Annotated in this window: 14 protein-coding genes; 6 read left to right on the top strand and 8 right to left on the bottom strand. The window is 58.2% G+C overall.

Translation table 11 applies throughout. The features are described from left to right. Nucleotides 1-15: 15 nt before the first annotated feature. Nucleotides 16-1,068, bottom strand: coding sequence for an EF-P beta-lysylation protein EpmB (epmB, locus tag M9Q49_RS15350; RefSeq protein ID WP_254509675.1), 1,053 nt, complete (start codon nt 1,066-1,068; stop codon nt 16-18). Nucleotides 1,069-1,113: 45 nt separating this feature from the next. Between epmB and efp the strand changes: the two genes are divergently transcribed. Next, a complete protein-coding gene (gene efp / locus M9Q49_RS15345) occupies nt 1,114-1,683 on the top strand; it encodes an elongation factor P (RefSeq protein WP_254509674.1) in 570 nt (189 codons plus the stop codon). A gap of 123 nt (nt 1,684-1,806) precedes the next feature. Here the strand turns inward: efp and M9Q49_RS15340 are convergent, their stop codons facing one another. Then, nucleotides 1,807-2,427 (bottom strand): hypothetical protein, encoded by a 621-nt coding sequence (locus M9Q49_RS15340; RefSeq protein ID WP_254509673.1) that lies wholly within the window; start codon nt 2,425-2,427, stop codon nt 1,807-1,809. 87 nt (nt 2,428-2,514) lie between these two features. On the opposite strand from M9Q49_RS15340, the gene epmA reads away from it, so the two are divergent. Next, a complete protein-coding gene (gene epmA / locus M9Q49_RS15335; protein WP_254509671.1) occupies nt 2,515-3,507 on the top strand; it encodes an EF-P lysine aminoacylase EpmA in 993 nt (330 codons plus the stop codon). 53 nt (nt 3,508-3,560) lie between these two features. Here the strand turns inward: epmA and M9Q49_RS15330 are convergent, their stop codons facing one another. The 5 genes from M9Q49_RS15330 to M9Q49_RS15310 all read right to left on the bottom strand — a co-directional run bounded on the left by M9Q49_RS15330 (nt 3,561) and on the right by M9Q49_RS15310 (nt 10,608). Then, a complete protein-coding gene (locus M9Q49_RS15330) occupies nt 3,561-5,063 on the bottom strand; it encodes a Mur ligase family protein (RefSeq protein WP_254509670.1) in 1,503 nt (500 codons plus the stop codon). A 238-nt stretch (nt 5,064-5,301) separates the two neighbouring features. Then, a complete protein-coding gene (locus M9Q49_RS15325; protein WP_254509669.1) occupies nt 5,302-6,192 on the bottom strand; it encodes a hypothetical protein in 891 nt (296 codons plus the stop codon). 77 nt (nt 6,193-6,269) lie between these two features. Next, nucleotides 6,270-7,667: a (Fe-S)-binding protein gene (locus M9Q49_RS15320; RefSeq protein ID WP_254509667.1), complete on the bottom strand. Its 1,398-nt coding sequence runs from the start codon at nt 7,665-7,667 to the stop codon at nt 6,270-6,272. A gap of 18 nt (nt 7,668-7,685) precedes the next feature. After that, entirely contained in the window at nt 7,686-8,903 is a 1,218-nt protein-coding gene (locus M9Q49_RS15315) for an FAD-binding oxidoreductase (protein WP_254509666.1), read from the bottom strand. Between the two features lie 247 nt (nt 8,904-9,150). Then, nucleotides 9,151-10,608, bottom strand: coding sequence for an FAD-binding oxidoreductase (locus M9Q49_RS15310; protein ID WP_254509665.1), 1,458 nt, complete (start codon nt 10,606-10,608; stop codon nt 9,151-9,153). Nucleotides 10,609-11,046: 438 nt separating this feature from the next. On the opposite strand from M9Q49_RS15310, the gene csrA reads away from it, so the two are divergent. Further along, a complete protein-coding gene (csrA, locus tag M9Q49_RS36065) occupies nt 11,047-11,397 on the top strand; it encodes a carbon storage regulator CsrA (protein WP_390844119.1) in 351 nt (116 codons plus the stop codon). 59 nt (nt 11,398-11,456) lie between these two features. On the opposite strand, the gene M9Q49_RS15300 is transcribed toward csrA, so the two are convergent. Then, the gene (locus M9Q49_RS15300) at nt 11,457-13,754 is read right to left on the bottom strand and encodes a vWA domain-containing protein (protein ID WP_254509663.1); all 2,298 of its coding nucleotides are present in this window, start codon (nt 13,752-13,754) and stop codon (nt 11,457-11,459) included. 1,195 nt (nt 13,755-14,949) lie between these two features. On the opposite strand from M9Q49_RS15300, the gene M9Q49_RS15295 reads away from it, so the two are divergent. The 3 genes from M9Q49_RS15295 (at nt 14,950) to mch (ending at nt 19,038) form a co-directional block, all read left to right on the top strand. Further along, entirely contained in the window at nt 14,950-16,614 is a 1,665-nt protein-coding gene (locus tag M9Q49_RS15295) for a DUF1549 domain-containing protein (RefSeq protein ID WP_254509661.1), read from the top strand. A gap of 114 nt (nt 16,615-16,728) precedes the next feature. After that, a complete protein-coding gene (locus M9Q49_RS15290) occupies nt 16,729-18,009 on the top strand; it encodes a DUF1501 domain-containing protein (protein WP_254509660.1) in 1,281 nt (426 codons plus the stop codon). Between the two features lie 84 nt (nt 18,010-18,093). After that, nucleotides 18,094-19,038 carry a methenyltetrahydromethanopterin cyclohydrolase gene (mch, locus tag M9Q49_RS15285; protein WP_254509658.1) on the top strand — a complete coding sequence of 315 codons (945 nt, stop codon included), beginning with the start codon at nt 18,094-18,096 and terminating at the stop codon, nt 19,036-19,038. Nucleotides 19,039-19,069: the final 31 nt, after the last annotated feature.

Below are 19,069 nucleotides of genomic sequence, written 5' to 3'. Positions count from 1 at the left end.
CACGGCCTGATGGATCTACGCGAGCACGCACTTATGCGGCTCGCCTGCAATCTCTTGCACATATCGCGGCACCGCATAGCCGGGCAGCCGTTCGCGCATTTCAGCGATCAGCTGCAAGCCTCGCGCGACCGGCACTTCGAAGTGCGCCGCACCGGCGACTCGATCGAGTTGATGCAAATAGTAAGGCATCACACGCAGGTCAACGAGCCGGCGCGAAAGCTCGACGAGCGAATCAGCCGAGTCATTCACACCGCGCAGCAACACGGCTTGATTCAGCAGCGGCACTCCAGCATCGCTCAACCGCGCGAGCGCGGCCGCTACTTCGTCATCAATCTCTTGCGCATGATTGGCATGCACGATCATGATCGGCGTGAGCCGCGTGCCGCGCAGCCAGGCGAGCAGTTCAGATGTCACTCGCTGCGGAATGACAATCGGCAGTCGCGTGTGAATGCGCAGCCGTTTCAAATGTGGAATCTCAGCGAGTCGCTCGGCGAGTTCTGCCAGCGTGCGATCGATGAGCGTCAGCGGATCGCCACCCGACAGCAGTACCTCGTCGATTGAGTCGTCGGCGCGCAGCAGTTCGAGCGCGGGCTCCCAATCATCCACCGAGCGCGGCGCCGTCGAATACGGAAAGTGCCGACGAAAACAATAACGACAATGAACCGCGCAGGCGCCGGTCGTAATCAGCAGCGCTCGGCCTTGGTACTTCTGCAGCAAGCCAGCCGATTTCGTCGCCGCACCATCGCCAACAGCATCGCGTTGGAAACCGGGAGCAGGCTCCCGTTCTTCACCGAGCGGCAGCACTTGGCAGAGAAGTGGATCAGTCAACTTCCCAGGTGTCATTCGCCGGATGTAGCTCCAGGGCGCGAACAATGGAAAGTCTTCGGCAGCAACCCGAGCAGCAGGCAGCAGTTCTTGCGGAAGATCAAGGGCTGTAAGTAGTTGCGCGGGATCACGAACGGCCCGTTTGAGCTCGGTTCGCCAATCCACCGACGACACAGCCGCCTCCGAAGGCGCGGCAGCCGAAGTGGCGCAGGCAATGTCGCTATCGGCCGCTACAATTCTCATTCCCACAACCATACCAGTTTCTTCGTTTGTTAGCAGGGTCAGCACGTGGCGACGTATAAAACCAGCGACTTCACCAAAGGTATCAAGGTTCAAATCGACGGCGAACCTTACCTCATGGCGGAAATGAACTTCCGCAAGCCGGGTAAAGGCAACGCCCTGTATGAATGCAAGCTGAAGAACTTGCTCCGCGGCACCACGCTGCAGCGCGTCTTCAAGGGTGGCGACACTCTGGAAGCAGCCGACGTCGAAGAAATTCCCGTGCAATATCTTTACCGCCAGGCCGATACGTTTGTGTTCATGCACAACGAATCGTTCGAGCAATATGAGCTCGAAAAGGCGAGCGTCGAAGAATCCTTCATGTTTCTGAAGGAAGGGATGCCTTGCCAGATGCTGCTGTTCAACGCTCGCCCGGTGAGCGTCACTCCGCCCGCCCACGTTGAACTCAAGGTCGAGTATTGCGAAGACGGCGCTCGCGGCGATACGGCCACCAATGTGACCAAGCCAGTGAAGCTGGAAACCGGCGCCGAAATCCGCGCCCCGCTGTTCATCAAGATCGGCAACGTGCTGAAGATTGACACGCGGACCGGTGAATACATCGAACGCGTCTCGACGTAGTTCCTGCTCGCTTACGCCCCTGCCCCTGCGGCAGGGGTTTACCGGCTTGTGCACTACTCCGTTAATCGTGGTAGTAGTGCAGCGGCTTTGGCGCTCTTCGCCATAGCCCGGCGATCGCACATCCTAGCGATCGTACGGACCAAATCTCTGCCGCGATTCTCTCCGCGCGATCTCGTTGCGCACCAGCCAGTGAAGAATGAAGTGCAACGGCCAGGCGATCGGTATCATGCCGATCCCCAGCAGGGGCCCTAAGTAGACCAAATACGTTTGCATCGCCGGGTGCCGAGCGCCGTCGTAGCGAAACATCAGAAAGAAAATGAACGGCACGATCGTCAACACGAGATAGGCAAACCCCAGCCGAAAGGCCGTCGATGTTTTCTCCTCGGTGCTGGTGACCAGCAGCAAGCTCGCGAGCGAAAAAATCGCCAGCACCACCGCGATGAGCACACGCACAAGCAGCGAAAGCTCGAAGTCCGGCATCAAACCGAGGTAGCCGGGCGGCAAGTTCGGATATGGGTCGTAGATCCAGGCCAGCAGCAGGAATGCCAGACCGGTGACTCCGACTGTCCAAATCGGGATCAGGATCATCAGCGCGGTGGGCGTCAGTCCTTTCCCTAAGAGCTGAGGAAAAGCCAGGCGGACCACGAAGTTGCCAACCACGAGCGCACCGATGCACGCAACGAGCAGGCGCAGGCCCAACGTAGCGAGGAAGGGAATCGAAGGTCGATCGGCGTCAGAATTCATCGATGCTCACTTGTCAGCAATGTTGTTTCTTAGAATATGGTAATCGCTGTCCGCCAGACCGATCGCCACGCTAAGGCACAAAGATTCATGTCCGATCATTTTCCTACCTGCTCGCTCGATATGTTGCGCCAGCGGGCCGAACTGCTGAAGAAACTGCGGCAGTTCTTCGACAGCCGCGGCTTTCTCGAAGTCGAAACGCCGACACTTTCGCACGACAGTGTGATCGACGAACATCTCGATCCCATTCCGGTCGTAATCTTCGACGATGCTACGCAACGCTTCACCGGCCGCACGCTCTTTCTGCAGACCTCACCCGAGTTCGGCATGAAGCGGTTGCTGGCCGCGGGCGCGCAGGCCATTTATCAAATCACGCGGGCTTATCGTGGCGGCGGCGAAGCGGGCCAGTTGCATAATCCCGAGTTCACGATGCTCGAGTGGTATCGCGTCGGCGACGACTACACCGCCGGTCGGCAGCTGCTCGCCGATCTTGCTGTTGCGGCGCTCGGTTGCGAAGTGCCCGAGCAACTCACGTATCGCGAGGCATTTTTGCGTTACGCACAGCTTGATCCTTTCACTGCCGATGCTGCCACGATCGCTGCTGCCACGATCGCTGCTGCCCTACCGGAGCAGTCACAGCCAGTCAGCGAGCAGGAGCGTTCCTTCTGGCTCGATCGGGTCTTGGTCGAACGCGTCGAACCGCGCCTTGGTCAGCAACGGCCGACGATTCTCTACGACTATCCTGCCGATCAATCGGCCCTTGCGCAAGTTCGTCCGGCCACTGCCGACAATCCAGCGGTTGCCGAACGTTTTGAACTCTACAGCCGCGGCGTAGAACTGGCCAACGGTTATCACGAATTGCTCGATCCGCAGGTGCTGCGCGAGCGCAACCGGACGAACAATCAGAAGCGGGCCGCGGCGGGAAAGTACCGACTGCCGGAAGATAGTCGATTGCTAACGGCGATGGAGCAAGGCTTGCCTGCTTGCTCCGGTTGTGCGCTAGGCGTCGATCGCTTGCTAATGGTGGCCAGCGGCGCGAAGTCGATTCAAGAAGTGCTGACGTTTCCGATTGTACGCGCTTAGGCGTTCAATCGTGTGCGACTTCGCTGTTTGCCGAGCAGGTTCTGCAAAGCAGACTATCGGAAAATCCGCAGCTGCGGCCCGGTTTGCACTGGCTCTGCTTGCGAATAGAGCCAGTTCCGCGCCACTTCGCAATCGTCGTGCTTTTGCACGCCGCTGCCCACGCGTTGCGTGCGGCGATCACCCTTGCCGGCGATCAGCACGGTGTCGCCCGGACGTGCTTGCGACAACGCATACTCAATCGCGCGAGTTCGGTTCGGCAACGTGTGCGTCAAATGTGGCCGTTCGTGGCCATCGAGAATGTCGTGAGCGATTTGCAACGGCTGTTCGTGGCGCGGGTCGTCGCTGGTGATGATCGACAGTTGCGTCATCCGATCGAGCACGTGGCCGATGCGGGGGCGTTGTTCTTTATTCTTGCCACCTTGGCAACCCATCACGCAAATAATGCGGCCGGTACCGGCTTGCCGCAGCGATCGCAGGCTGGCGGCGAGAGCTTCGGGCGAGCGGGCGTTGTCGACAAAGACGTTGAATTGCTGACCGCATTCAAGCCGCTGCAAACGGCCCGGAATAAACTTCACGGCTTCGAGGCCGCGGACGATTGTCGACAGATCCATGCCCATCGCCAGACCCGCAGCCGTCGCGGCGAGGCAGTTCATCACATGCTGATCGCCGATGATGGCGGTTCGTACCGGAATCGATTCGTTACCGGCTTGCAGCAAAAAGGTTTGCTCGCTGCTGCAGCGTTCGATGACGCTGGCGGTGACTTGGGCTTCGCCGATCATGCCGAAGGTGAGAACCGGCAGATCGACGTTTTGCAGAGCTTCTTCGCTATCGACATCGTCGGCGTTGAACACCGCGAAGCCGCCCGGCTTGAGCATTTCGAGCGCTCGCAGGTTTGCGCGGCGGACATTTTCTTCCGTGCCGTGCCACTGATCTTCGCTGCGTTTGAGATTGGTCACAATGACCGCATCAAATTCCATCCCCGCCGCGCGGCGTTCGGCCAAGGCGCGGGAGGAAAGCTCGACCACGGCCGATTCGCAGCCAGCCGTCGTCATTCGTTGCAACCAATTGGCCATTTTCGGAGCGCGAGGCGTCGAGCAAGGAGTAACTACTTGTTCGCGCGAATCGCTCAAGCCGATGCTGCTGATCACGCCCACCGCTTCACCGGCCGCTTCGAGCATCGCGGCGACAAGCAAGCTGACCACCGTCTTGCCGCGGGTGCCGACGACCGCGATGGTGCGGAGTTGATCGCAAGGGTTACCGGCGAGAGCCTGGCAAACGCGGCCGAGAGCTTCGCGTGTGTCCGGCACGATGCACTGCGGCACTTTCACGGGCAGGAGTCGTTCGGTGAGCACGGCCACCGCGCCACGCTTGACGGCTTCGACGGCGTCTTCATGCGAATCGCCATCGGCTGTGAGCACGCCGACGAACAGATCGCCGGGTTGAACTTTATCGGCTTGCGTGCAAACCGAGTGAGCGACAATCGCGCCCTGAGTCAAACGGGCGGCGGGGAACAGATGGCCGAGCGAAACGCTCGCGCGCTGCTGGATCGTACTCATGCCAGGCCTCCTTGCCTTGGAATGAACGTTCGTAAATCCCTTCGTCGCTAGCGGATACGGGTTGCGCGGTCATCCTGACTCGCAACCCTGGCGGGCGAAGGTTCAATCATTGTTGGCAAAACGGCATTTGGGTCAACCCGAAAAGTCCGTGGCCAGCAGCGGCATGAAAAAGTAGCTGAATTCGCCAGAATTCAGAGGTGGCAGCTATCGGTGACCATCTGAATTCTGGCGAATTCAGCTACCTCAAGTCATGGACTGAGTGACGCCAGCCAGGAGGAATCTTCACATCACTGAACCGAGCTGCGTTGAACCACGGGTTGTTCTCGTGTCGGTCGTCAAAAGCAAAGTTCGTACGATGGGGATATGTTGGGCTCCAATCGCTGTGGTACATCACAATTCGGCAGGGAAGGTATTGCTTTTCGTCAATGAAGACTCGGACCGCTTGAAAGTCATACCAACCGTTGAATTTCTTCGGAACAAACTCCAGGCAGTACTCACCCGCTTCGGCACGCAACGGGCGCACCCAGTATTTGTCTTTCAGCGTCTTTGAATTCACTCCAAAGAGGATCGGGATAGGCAGATAATTGAATGCTGCCTCGCCCTCGCGGGGAAGGATTAACTCCCGCACTCGCCAATCCTGGGCTTCGAAGACCCACAAGCGTTCGCCGTTGGTGATCCATTTGCCATTTCGATTCTTGGGCTCGTCGCGATATTTCGGCTGGCCGTCCGCAGCGAATGTGTCAATCACTTGGGATTGCTGAAATTCCAACAGCCCCTGATTCGGATTGCCAAAAGCAAACACGCCCGCCGAATAGCTGGTAAACGGTAATTCATTCGGCTTCTCTTGTTTTTTCAATTCCGCAAAATGAGTGGGAGTGACGGCAGGGTCGTACTCCCACATTTCGATTTTCCCCTCCAGAGCCCTTGTCTTTGCTCGTCGCTCGTCCCAATACCGGAGCACATTGTCACACCACTCTTGCTCCCGGTCATTGAGCGGGAGCCATTCAGGCTGCTTGTTGTCTTGTGGTGCGACTCGGATTGCCTGCCAGGGGAACTGTGCCTGCACCTGTGCGACAAACAACACGAGCCAGCAAAAAGAGAGTGCCAGTGAGCAGGATTTGCGAGTCATCCGTAACTCCTCGGTAGGGTCGGTTCGAAGCCCATTATCTCCGAGCCTATCCTGCGAGAGCTAGAGCGAATCGCCGCTCAAAACGTCAGCTTTTCCTTCCGATAGCTGAGGTCCAGCAGATCCATCGGGTGCATGATTTTCAGCACTTCGCCCTGCATGCGGGCTTCGCGAGCAATCTGTAGCAAGCAGCCGGCGTTGGAAGTGATCACGACTCGCGCACCTGTTTTGCGGATGTTCTCGAGCTTTCGCCGGCCGAGTTTTTCGGCCATCGCGGGCTCGGTCAGGTTGTAAGTGCCAGCCGCGCCGCAGCAGAGATCGGCTTCCGGGAGTTCGACGAGTTTCAACCCGCGAATCTTCTTCATCAGGTTGCGCGGCTGCTCACGCACTTTTTGCGCATGCGCGAGGTGACACGCGTCGTGATAAGTGGCCGTCACGCGGAGTTCGCCCGGCGGCGTAACGAGGCCGAGGTTATCGAGGAACTCGCTGCAGTCGCGGACCTTGGCGGCAAAGGCTTCGCGGTCGTGCTGCTTGTCGTCTTGCCAGTGATGGCCGTAGTCTTTGAGCATCGAGCCGCAGCCGGCGACGTTCACGATGATGGCATCGACGCTGCTGGGATCGAACGCCGCGATGTTCGTATCGGCAAATTCGCGGGCCGGTTCGCTGCTGCCGGCGTGCAGGTGGATCGCGCCGCAACAAGCTTGTTCGCGGGGCACGACAACATCGCAGCCGTTGGCTTGCAACACGCGAGCGGTCGCCCAGTTCGTCTGGCGGAACATCACATCGCCGACGCAGCCGGTAAAGAGGGCAACCCGAGCACGACGACGCCCCGTTGCCGGAAAAAACGTCGGCAACTGTGGCTGCTCTTTTTCCAGCGGCGGCAGCATCGTGAAGAGGCGCCCCAACCGCGACGGCAACAATCGCCACAGGCCGGTCGCGATCAGGAACTTATCCAAATAAAGCATCTGCGCGATGCGCGCTGGACGGAGGCTCGCGCGGAGACGTTCCGGATATGGAAACATGCCGAACAAGATGTAGCGATGAAACCAGTCGTTGAGTTTCGCGTTGCCGGTCTGAGCTGCGCCCGCTTGTTCCATGCTCACGCGGAATGGCTCGATCAACTTGCCGTACTGCACGCCGCTCGGGCACGCCGATTCGCAGCCGCGGCAATCGAGGCAGAGCTCCAGATGCCGCCGCACGTGATTGTTCAGTTCAAGCCGACCATCGGTCACGGCGCGCATCAAATAGATGCGGCCGCGCGGGCTGTCGTTCTCGTTGCCGGTTTCGACAAACGTCGGACACGAAGCCGTGCACAAACCGCAGTGGACGCAATCGAGAAACAGTTCGTAATCGATATTCGAGCCGGGCCGAGCATTCGGTTGCAGCGGCGCATCGCCGCCCAACTGCAGCAGCGGCGGAGTGCGCGCGACGGCTTGATCGGTGACGGTCGGTGGTGGATTCGCGGGAGCAGTCGTCATGGATATAGTCAGCGGCGGTTAGATATAGACAAAACGGCCGCGATTGAGCAAATCGAGCGGATCAAACTTCTTCTTCACCGCGGTCATCACTGCCAGCGGCGCTTCGCCGCCCCACACGCTGCGATGCGTGATCGCGGCGCCCGGTGGCGCATTCAATATTACTACATGCCCGTGATGAGCGGCGGCGGCGGGTTGCAAATCTCCCATCATCAGTTCGCTCAGTCCCTTGTCGGGAAACTTCGCAAACCGCACAAAAACAGCACCGTTGCCGGCGTGGGCCAGCACCGAACAATCGGGATCGCGCTTGCGACAGGCCGCGACAAACGGCAACACGCCGCTGGGCGTGACGCTGGCTTGCACGGTGAGCGGGCTATCGATGTGGGCCGAAAACTCCTGCACGGCCGGCCAAGGTTCCGCACAACCATCCTGCATCAGCGGATTCACAATCCCGGCTTCACGCCATTCGCGGCGAAGATGATCCTTCATCCACAGCACCTCGGTGGTTGTGCCTTCGAGCAACACCAGCAGTCCGAAGTTGTCTTTGGTGAGATTTGTCTCGGCGAGCGCGGCTTCTTTCTGCCAAACACTTCCCGATACTAATTCCACCGCCGCCGGAGTCACCGCCGATTGCTGCAGTGCGGCGAGCATCGTTTCGGCTTTCTTCGCGTCATTCACACTGCAGGCGAGCCAGGCCGAACGCTCGGGGAGTGGCCGAACTTTCAACGTTACCTGCGTGATGATCCCGAGCGTCCCGAACGAACCGCAGAGGAGCTTGCAGAAGTCGTAGCCAGCAACATTCTTCACCACGCGACCGCCACCGTGAAACAGCAGGCCGTTGCCATCCACGGCTTCGATGCCGATCACAAAATCACGCAGCGAACCCTGGCCGTAACGGCGATGGCCATTCCAGTTCGTAGCGATCACACCGCCGATCGTCGCCCGATCGGCCTGCGGGACATCGACGGGCAAACGCTGATGTTCCTTGACCAATGTTTCGGCCAATTGCGCCATCGTGATGCCCGCTTCAACCGTGATCGTCATATCGCGGGCGGGATAATCGACGACGCGGTTGAGCTGCGCGAGCGAGAGTTGTTCGACCGTCGCCGCCGATTGCAGGCCGAAGTGCAAACTCGTGCCGCCGCCAACGGGTTGCAAGGGCGTTTTGCTCGCGCGTGCGCGCTGGACGGCGGCGACGACGTCGGTGGAAGAAGTTGGTGATGTTGCCGGCGAACCCATGCTTGGCTTTCTAACCATCTGGCGTTGCCGCCATTCGATTTCTTAGCCACCGGCTTTAGCCGGTGGTTGCGGTCTCTCGTTAGACCGGCTTTAGCCATGAAATCCGCACGCGGTGAAATGGCTAAAGCCGGTGACTCTTGCATTCATGACCACCAGCTAAAGCTGGTGGCTAAGGGGACGTTTGATCTTTGTTGAATTGACTGACTTGAATTGCCTTGACTGTCTTCGGTGGAGCTAACGCGATGAATTACAGCGCCGCGCGCCTGCCCGGGTGTTTCTGTTCCATGCCACAACCACCTGCAGTCGGCAGCATTTTCATCGGACTCAAATTGCCGACTGGGTTAAACGCTTGGCGCAGATTGTCCATTGCGACTAAGTCGTCCGGCGAAAACATCTTTTGCATGAAGTGAATCTTCTCCACGCCGATGCCGTGTTCGCCGGTCACACTGCCGCCGCAGTCCAGGCAAGCCTCGAGGATTTCGTTGCTGGCGTGCAGCACGCGCTCGACCTGCGCGGCGTCTCGTTCATCGAAGAGCAGGATCGGATGAATGTTGCCGTCGCCGGCGTGGAAGACGTTGACGATCTTGATGTCGTACTTCGCGCTGATCTCGGTGATCTTACGTTGAATCAGCGGCAACTGCGTACGTGGCACCACGCCATCCTGCGTGCAATAACTCGGACTCAACCGCCCGATCGCGCCGAAGGCTTGCTTGCGGCATTTCCAGAGCTTGAGTCGTTCTTTTTCATCCTTGGCTAGGCGCACTTCGCGGGCTTTTGATTTTTTGCACAGTTCCACAATCTGATCGCGCTGTTGATCGAGCCCCGCGTCGAGGCCGTCGACTTCGATTAGCAGGATTGCCTGCGCGTCGAGCGGAAAGCCGAAGCTGAACGCCGCTTCGATGGCGACGAGAATGCCTTGATCCATCATCTCGAGCGCTGCTGGCACGATGCCCGCGCCGATGATCTCGCTGATGGCCTGCGTGGCGTCGTCGCAACTTTCGAAGATGGCGAGCATCGTTCGCCAACCTTGCGGATTGCGTGTCAGCCGCACCCAAACCTTCGTCACCACGCCGAGAGTTCCTTCGCTGCCGACAAAGGCGCCGACCAGATCCAACCCCAAGGGATCTTCGGCCGGTCCGCCTAACTGCACGACCGCACCATCGGCCATCACCATTTCTACGCCGAGAACATGATTGACCGTCACGCCATATTTCAGCGTGTGTGGGCCGCCGGAGTTCGTCGCCACATTGCCGCCGATCGTGCAAGCGCCTTGGCTCGAGGGATCGGGAGCGTAGTGATAGCCGGAGCCCTTCAGCGCGTTGGTCAGATGCACATTCACCACGCCCGGCTCGACCACGGCATAGCGATCGCGGTAGTTGATTTCCACGATGCGGTTGAGTCGCATCAGCACGATCATCACGCCGCCGCCAATCGGCAAGCAACCGCCTGCCAGGCTGGTCCCCGCGCCGCGCGGCACGAACGGCACCTGCATCTCGTTGCAGAGCTTGACGATCTTCACCACGTCAGCCGTGCTACGGGGAAAGACGACTACGTCGGGGCTGTTCTTTTCGATGACGAAACCGTCGCACTCATACACCATCAGGTCTGAGCGCGCGGTGAGGACGTTCTCGGCGCCGATCGCGCGGCGCAGAGCATCGGCCAGGCGAGTGAGCGTGGAAGCGCTGGGGGAGGGGATCGATTGCATGCAGCCGCCGTCAAAATGGAGAAGCACCGATTATAGATGCCGCAGAATTCTACCCGCGGAAATTTTTTGCGTGACGGACCTAAGTTGTCCACGCCCTGGAGATAAAGAGAGTATCACCCGCGACTGTTCGCGAGTGCTAAGTCGCCGGGCTGCCGTTGATTCAGCAGCCCGGAGAACGAAAGAGGCTGCAAATCTTACCAACCCTCTTGCCAAACTTTCACGCCAATTGTAAATTTGTACAGTAACGGAGCGGGTGCGATGAGCCCTGTGGATCCGACAAAAGGCGAATGCTGGCAAGGAGTTGCGTCAAGAGCAATTGCTTTCGATTTCGTTTTGGCACGGCACATGCTTTATATCCAAAGCATTGCGGCCGTCTCGCTTGTCTTCCCCCGCAATGTTTAACTCTCGTCACGGACGTACGCACAAAGGAGTGTCACAATGTTGGTTCTTACTCGCAAGCTGCAGGAAAAGATTTGTATCGGTAACGACATCACGGTCACGATTCTGCGGGTGAAAGGACAGCAAGTCCGCATCGGCATCGAAGCCCCTCGCGATGTCCGCGTCATTCGCGGTGAACTGCCGCCGATGACCACCACTCGCGATGAATTGCCGGAATCGTCGGATCGCGAAAATGCCGGCACGGTTCGGTTTGAAATCGAAGGCACGCTGGTCGAAGAAACCGAAACGGCTGATGCTGATGAAAACAGCGCAGTCCTGGTCGGCCGCGGCAAACCGGCCGCCATGCAGAGCTTTGTTCGCACCGTGCTGGAAAATGCACTGGCTAAGTAACGGAAAATAGAAGTAGGCCGGAGCAAGCGGGACCCACGCAGTTCCGGCCCAGCAAAACGTTACATCTTCGGCACTGGCATCAACGTCTCTCCGGTGGAGAGACCTCGATCAGGCCGATGATATTCCTCGATCAGGTGCACACCAAAGCCTCGCTTGAGTTCGTATTCGGCACGTGCTGCCCAGGGCGTGCCGGGATGCTCGGCGATCACCGCGTGAAAGCGCGTCGTGGCGCGATCGATGTAAGGTTGCACAACAGCGCCCGTGATGGTTTCTTTTCGCGTGGCGATGTCCCAGCCTGTGTGCCGCAGATTTGGTGGCTTGAATTCCGGCACGACCCGCGGATTGCGGCCGAACTGCATCAGGTAGGCGCGATATTCGAACATCCGTGCCTGATAGGCAATGATCTGAGCATAGATCAAGTCATAATTGGCTTGCCAGCGCGGTGACGCTTCGTTCGCGCGATAGGACTCGAGCTTCTGCATGTCGCGTTCGACGCGCGAGAGATACTCGCCGTAAATCGTCGATTTTGCACACTCGATTTCGATCTGCTTCAGCAAGTTCGGCACATCGGGCGAGAAATGAACTCGCATCTCGATGATTTTCGAGATCTCCGGGTTGTATGGATTCAAATCGTAGATGACTTTCGTCAGGGCCTTGCGCAGCTCGGATTTCTCCGTCTCAGCGCCGACCTCCAATCGCGAGCGAATGTCGGGCATGTAGCGCCGCATGGCTTCGAATTCGTATTTCTTATTGTCCGCGCGGACCAGGTTGATTTCTTTGCTCGGCAGCACAAAGAAAATGCCGCCGGTTTCGTGGCTCATGCGAGTTTGTTCGTACGGACCAAAGCCGCTGAGGTGCGCGTCGTAACGACGATGAAAACCGTCGGTTTGCAACTGTTCGACAAAGGCGGTTTCCGGACCGCGATCAATGCGGATCCAGTGATGATGGCCCGTTTGCGGATGAGTCCAACCAAGGTGAGCGTAGGGATAGCCAAAGGTGGCTTCGCGGCCGAGCACAAAGAGCTTGGCATTGGCTGACTTCAGTTCGGCGACGGTCCGCTCGAGCTGGGTTTGGTTGTCGGCTGGTTCGCCGCTTTCATCGGTGCAGAGAATGAGAGCAATCCGGCGATTCTGTTTTTGAGCATAGCCGCGATGCGTGCCGATCGCTTGCGTCACGGCAGAGCACATCATTTCTTTGCCCGAGGGATCGGTGGGAACTTCATCAATGCAAGCCTTGATCTCGTACCAGTCGGACGTTGGCTGCTTGGTGTGCTGCACGTAACCTTCGCCGTAGCTGACGACGGCGGTCTGCAGCGCGTCGCGATTGTGCTTGCTCACGAGGCCTAACTGCTTGTAGACGTGATCGATGCGATCGCGAATTTCGACCTGGTCGTCCTTCATGCTTTCCGATTGATCGAAAGCCCAGATCACGAGGACCGGCCCTTTGTCGAGCATCCAGAGGATTTCTTGCGTGACCCGATCGAGAGCCTGATCGTAGTTCTCGACAACGGCGCGGGCTTCACCTACCTGACCATCGGGCACACCGCTGATCAACTTCCGACTTGAAGGAACGTCGATAAACATCTCTTCGGCTGGCCCGCCGCCGATGCCGGCGAGCACATCGGCTACGCCGCGATCGAAACCACCCATGCCTCCACCAGTGCCGCCAGTTCCCGGGCCATCTCCTTCGGAACCGCCGCCGGCGCCGCCCATGCCACCACTGCCAAAGCCAGTTCCGCCGCGGCCGTCGCCGACGGTCGTGGCTGCCGCCATCGCGTGCGCCGTGTTGGTTGTGGTCGACTTCGATTGCTCGGTAATGAGCGCCATTTGCGGATCGAGTTCAAACGTGAGGATCTCGCGTTTCTCCGGTTCCGGAATCACCGACGAGGCAAACAGCGGAGCCGTCGATTCGATCACCGCAGGGACGGCGCCGAACATCGTCAGCACCACGGCGAGAATCAGCATGCCGATCAAGTGAATCGTCACGGAGCCGAGGAAGGCCGCGCCATCGACGCCCCAGTTCATGCCGAGGCGCGAGCGCTTTTCGATCGGTTCAAACTCGTCATCCGGTGCGGGCAACGTAACGGGCGGAGCGGCCACCTTCGCCACCGCGGCAGCTACCTTTGGCGGCGGAGCTACAACCGCGGCGGGCGGTTTTACAGCGGGAGGCGGCGACTTCGCAGGAACGGCGGGGGGCGTGGGAGCGATAGGCGGTGCTGCAGCTTTCGCAGGAGCGGGAGGAGCAGGCGCGTCCACGATCTCTTCATACGAATCGACGTCTTCAAACTCTTCGAAGTTATCGATGTCCAGCGCCTCATCACTCAGGGGGGAGGCTAGACCATCCGGTGCGGTTGACATGGGCAATGCGCCTGTGCACTGGCAGAGAGATTGGTGGATTTTTGATTCTATGAATCCTGGCCGCAGGATTGCAACGTTTTTCCGGCAAGTTTTCGGCGGCGATCGAGGGACCCATGGAGCCCTAAAGGACTATCGCCTGCTCTGGCAGGATTAGCTTCGCGTGAGTGGCTTCGATTTATTCATTGATGCGGTCGGCCTAATTTTTATTGCGGAGAGCGCGGGCTGAAAATTGGAGAGTCAGATTCTGGCACGCACCTTGCATTAAGGGGATCGGCCGAGCTGGGGACCGGAACTCTCCAGCAAAGCGATTCCTGATGTGGGCCGGAACAGAGAAGTGGCGTCAGGCGTTCATACGCAGATGTCAGGGGCCGGCAATAAGAGGCTGTTTCTCGCAGAAATGCGAGGAATAGAGGCAAAAAGGACAGAGAACGAGGCATCAGGAAGCGAGATTGAGGCAGCTGAGGAACCTGAGAGCCTCTTCAGCAATGCACAACAGGCGGGTTGATTCGTTCATTCGAGTCAACCCGCCTGCTGCATTTTGATAGAGCAATTTTGCAACATAGTGCCGCAAAATTAAACACTTGCATCTGCCGCTCGTTCTTGCTAGTCGATCGAATCGCAGGATTGCGGAATGCCGCACGGCGACCTCTTCCATGCGACAAACATGCTTCGCATGAGAACATGACATCCGCGTCAGCAAGTGAGGACGCAAAGGAGTGTTTTCAGAAGCCGCAGTCGCGACGTAAGTGCGTGGAACTCAAATCGGCCTCACTGTGCTTCGTTTGCGGGTTTGGTGACGCTTTTCGCTTTTGTTTGGTCGCATTCGGGGTCAGTCGTTCGAAGACTTACGTCAAATCGGCAGAGGCATTTCAAGGTCTCGCTGAGCGAGCTCTTTTCACCTGCGAATTTCGTTGCAACTTGCTGGCAGACCGGTACAATCAGCGGAATTGGATAAATGAGGGGAAAATGACAGCGGCAGTGAGTACACGCCGCTAGTCCCTGCGTTTGTTGTTTCAGAGCAAGGGTTTGGAAGATAACCAGCGGTGGTTTTCGACCAAGCCAACTTTGCTCAGTGCAATCGACGCCGGGGGGTAATATGACTCTTCTTTCCACTCAGCGCAGATCTCTTCGGATTGCTCAACGGGACACGGACATGAAGGCAAGGGATTTTATGGTGCGAACAGTTGGCGGATGGATGACAGTCGCCCTCACGTTGGCATGTGCCACGCAAGCTTTCGGCCAAACGCCGAAGGTTGCGGCAAAGGGAGCCAGTGATTACGGCATTCCTCAGGTTGCCGAGATCAACAAAGGCATCCGCCAAGTCTGGACCGACAACAACATGATTCCTTCGCCACCCGCTACCGATAGCGAGTGGTGCCGACGCGTTTATCTCGACCTGCTCGGTCGCGTTCCCTCGGTTGCCGAGTTGCGTTCGTTCGCCGCCATCAAGGATTCCGATCGCAAAGCCAAGCTCGTCAACAAGCTGCTGCACGACGAAGCCTACCTGGAAGAATATGCTCGCAACTGGACGACCATCTGGACCAACATCCTGATCGGTCGCACCGGCGGCACCGAGCAAAACACGCTCATCAATCGCGAAGGGATGCAAAAGTATCTCCGCGATACCTTTGCCAGCAACAAGCCCTACGATCGCATGGTCACCGAGATCGTCTCAGCGACCGGCTCGACCACGCCTGGCGAAATGAACTTCAACGGCGCCACGAATTTCTATGTGATGAAGCTCGACGAAAACGCCGCCCAAGCGACGGCCATGACGGCCAAGATCTTCCTCGGTTTGCAGGTGCAATGCACTCAGTGCCACAACCACCCGTTCAATGACTGGAAGCAACAGAAGTTCTGGGAATTCAACGCCTTCTTCCGCCAAACCAAGGCCAATCGCAAGCAGATGCCTGGTATGCGGATGGTGCAGTCTGTTGACCTCGTGAATGTCGATTTCAAAGGTGAAGGCAAGGGCGGTGCCCAAGACGAAGCCATCATCTTCTACGAACTCCGCAACGGTTTGCTCTCGAGCGCCTTCCCGGTGTTTGTCGACGGCAAAGAAGGTTCTCGCAGCGGCAATGCCAACTACGCCAATCGCCGCGGCGAACTGGCAAAGATGATTGTCGGTTCGGAATACATGGAAAAGACGATCGCTAACCGGATGTGGCATCACTTCCTCGGTTATGGCTTCACCAAGCCGATCGATGATATGGGGCCGCACAACACGGCTACGCATCCAGAATTGCTCGACTACTTGGGCAAGGAAGTTCGCAAGGCGAATTTCGATCTAAAGGAACTGATGAAGTGGATCACCCTCAGCGAAGCTTACTCGCTGTCGAGCCGCATCACTCCCGGCAACAAAGCCGACGATCCGCTGCTGGGTGAAACGCCGAAGTTCACGCACTTCTATCTCCGCAACATGCGGGCAGAAGAACTGTACGAATCGCTGATCACCGCCACGGAAGCTGAGAAGACGAAGGGTGACTATGCGGAGCAGGAAAAGCTGAAGAGCAGCTGGCTGCAGCAGTTCAACACGACCTTCGGCAATGACGAAGGTGACGAGCAAACCACCTTCAACGGCACGATCCCGCAAGCCCTGATGATGATGAATGGCGATCTGGTGAAGAAAGCCGTCAGCACCGAACAGGGAAGCTTCCTGCAAAAGGTAGCAACCAGCAACATGCGGCCTGCCGATAAGATCGACTACCTGTTCCACGCCGCTCTGGGTCGTTCGCCCAACGGCAACGAAGTTACTGCGGCCAACCAGCTGATGCAGCTCCGCGGTGGCAACTCGGCAGCAGCCCTGCAAGACATCTTCTGGGCCGCTCTGAACGCCAACGAGTTCATCCTGCAGCACTAAGAGTTTCAGCAACGTTCGCAAACAACCCGCAGGCTGATTAGTTTATCTGACCTGCGATACCATAAGTTAGCTCATTACGAAATAATTCCTGACCGTTTTTTGTGGAGATTTGGCATGCAGACTTCTGTTCCTTCGGGCATGAGCCGCCGACACTTTATGTCGCACGTCGCTGGCGCTTCAGCGATGACAATTCCTGCCCTCACCATGGGCCAAAGCATCCGCACTCACGCGGCTGATCTGAAGAAAAACGGCAAAGCCGCTATCTTGTTGTGGATGAGCGGTGGTCCCAGCACGATGGATATTTGGGATCTCAAGCCAGGTGCCTCGACCGGCGGTCCATTCAAGCCGATCAGCACCGCTGGCGATGTGCAAATTTGCGAACACATGCCCCAGACCGCCAAGGTCATGGACAAGCTCGCGATCATCCGCTCGATGAGCACTCGCGAAGCCGATCACATGCGTGGTCGCTACTACATGCACACCGGTTACGTTCCGAACCCGAATATCGAGCACCCCAGCTACGGAGCCGTTCTCTCGCACGAGCTGATCGACTCGCGTTCGAGCGGTCTCGAAATTCCGCCGTTCGTTTCAGTCGGTGGCGGTAGCGTCGGTCCGGGCTTCCTGGGCATGGCGTGGGCTCCCTTCGTGGTCGGCAGCAATGGCCAAGTCCGTAACCTGGACATGGGCATCGAAGAAAACCGCTTGATGCAGCGGATGGCCGCCCTCGATATGATCGAAAAGAACTTCATTGGTCAAAGCCGCGGTTCGGCTGCTTCGGATCACGAAAAGATCTTGAAGAAGACGCTGAACCTGATGACCAGCGAACAGATGGAAGCCTTCAAGGTCAATAAGGAACCGAAGGAAGTCCAAGAACGTTACGGCAACGACGGTTTCGGCCGTGGCTGCTTGATGGCTCGCCGCTTGGTGGAAGCCGGCGTGCCGTTCGTCGAAGTCGACCTGGGTGGCTGGGACAATCACCAGAACATCTTCGCGACCCTCGGCACGGGCATGAATCCCAAGCTGGCCGTTCTCGACCGCGCCATGAGCGCTCTGGTCGAAGACTTGACCCAGCGGGGCATGATCGAAAACACCGCCATCATGTGGATGGGTGAATTCAGCCGCACGCCGCGCATCAACGGCACGACGGGTCGCGATCACTGGGCTCGCTCGTGGAGCGTGGTCGTCGGTGGTGCCGGCATGAAGGGTGGTATCGCGGTTGGTAAGACCAACGCCGATGGCACTAGCGTCGATACCGAGCCCTACACCTCGCAAGACGTGATGGCTTCGGTGTGCAAGGCTCTCGGCATCTCGCTCGAGACCACCTTCACCAGCAAGAGCGGTCGTCCGATGAAGATTGCCAACAGCGGCAAGGTCATCAAGGAACTGTTCGTCTAGTCGAGTTGGTCCTTCAGTTTGATTTCAATCGCCGGCCGGAAGTCTTCACGATTTCCGGCCGGCTTTTTTTGTTACTCTATGGGCATGTCAAACCTCCCCACACTGAACGATCGCGCTTGGAAAATCGCCGAGCGTTTGCTGAACGATCCCGATCAATATCGCGTCAGCCAACCAAGACCGGGATTGCTCGATTGCGGCGTGCAATCGACCGGAGGCCTGGAAGCCGGTCGGCTTGTCGCCGAAATCTGCCTGGCGGGACTGGCTTCGGTTTCGTTGGTTCCTGCGGAGCGAAGTCTTTGGCATGGCCCCGCAGTGCAAGTTCAAACTGACCACCCCATCTCGGCTTGCATGGCATCGCAGTACGCTGGTTGGCAACTGAAGGGAGAGAAGTTTTTTGCGATGGGATCCGGACCCATGCGGGCCGCGGCGCATCGCGAGGCGATCTTTGCCGACATTGGCTGTGCGGAGCAACCCACGCGCGTGATCGGCGTTTTGGAAACGAGCAAACTGCCGCCGCACGAGATCCTGGAGAAGATCGCCGCCGATTGCCACGTTGAACCGAAGCATGTGCTGCTCCTCTGCGCTCGCACGGCGAGCCTGGCTGGAACGATGCAAGTCGTCGCGCGCTCGGTCGAAACGGCGCTGCACAAGTTGCACGAGTTGAAATTCGACTTGAAGAAAGTCGTCAGTGGCTACGGCGTGGCGCCGTTGCCGCCAATTGCCAGGGATGACCTGACTGCTATCGGCTGGACGAATGACGCGGTGCTCTACGGCGGCGAAGTAACGCTGTGGGTGCATGCTGACGACGATGAACTTCACGCGATTGGTCCCAAAGTTCCGAGTAACTCCTCGGCCGATTTCGGCGAGCCTTTTGCGCAAATCTTTCATCGTTACAGCGGTGATTTTTACAAGATCGATCCGCTGCTGTTCAGTCCGGCGGTGGTAACGTTTGTCAATTTGAATAGCGGCCGCACTCACCGTTTCGGTACGCTGCAGCCGGGCGTGCTACAGCAATGGCTGCGTGGTTGAGAAACTCCCTCGCACACGCTACGAGCTACCT

It is taken from the genome of Anatilimnocola floriformis (assembly GCF_024256385.1).
Lineage (GTDB): Bacteria > Planctomycetota > Planctomycetia > Pirellulales > Pirellulaceae > Anatilimnocola > Anatilimnocola floriformis.
Note: the sequence above shows the minus strand (reverse complement) of the source record. Positions and strands in the feature narration are given on the sequence as shown.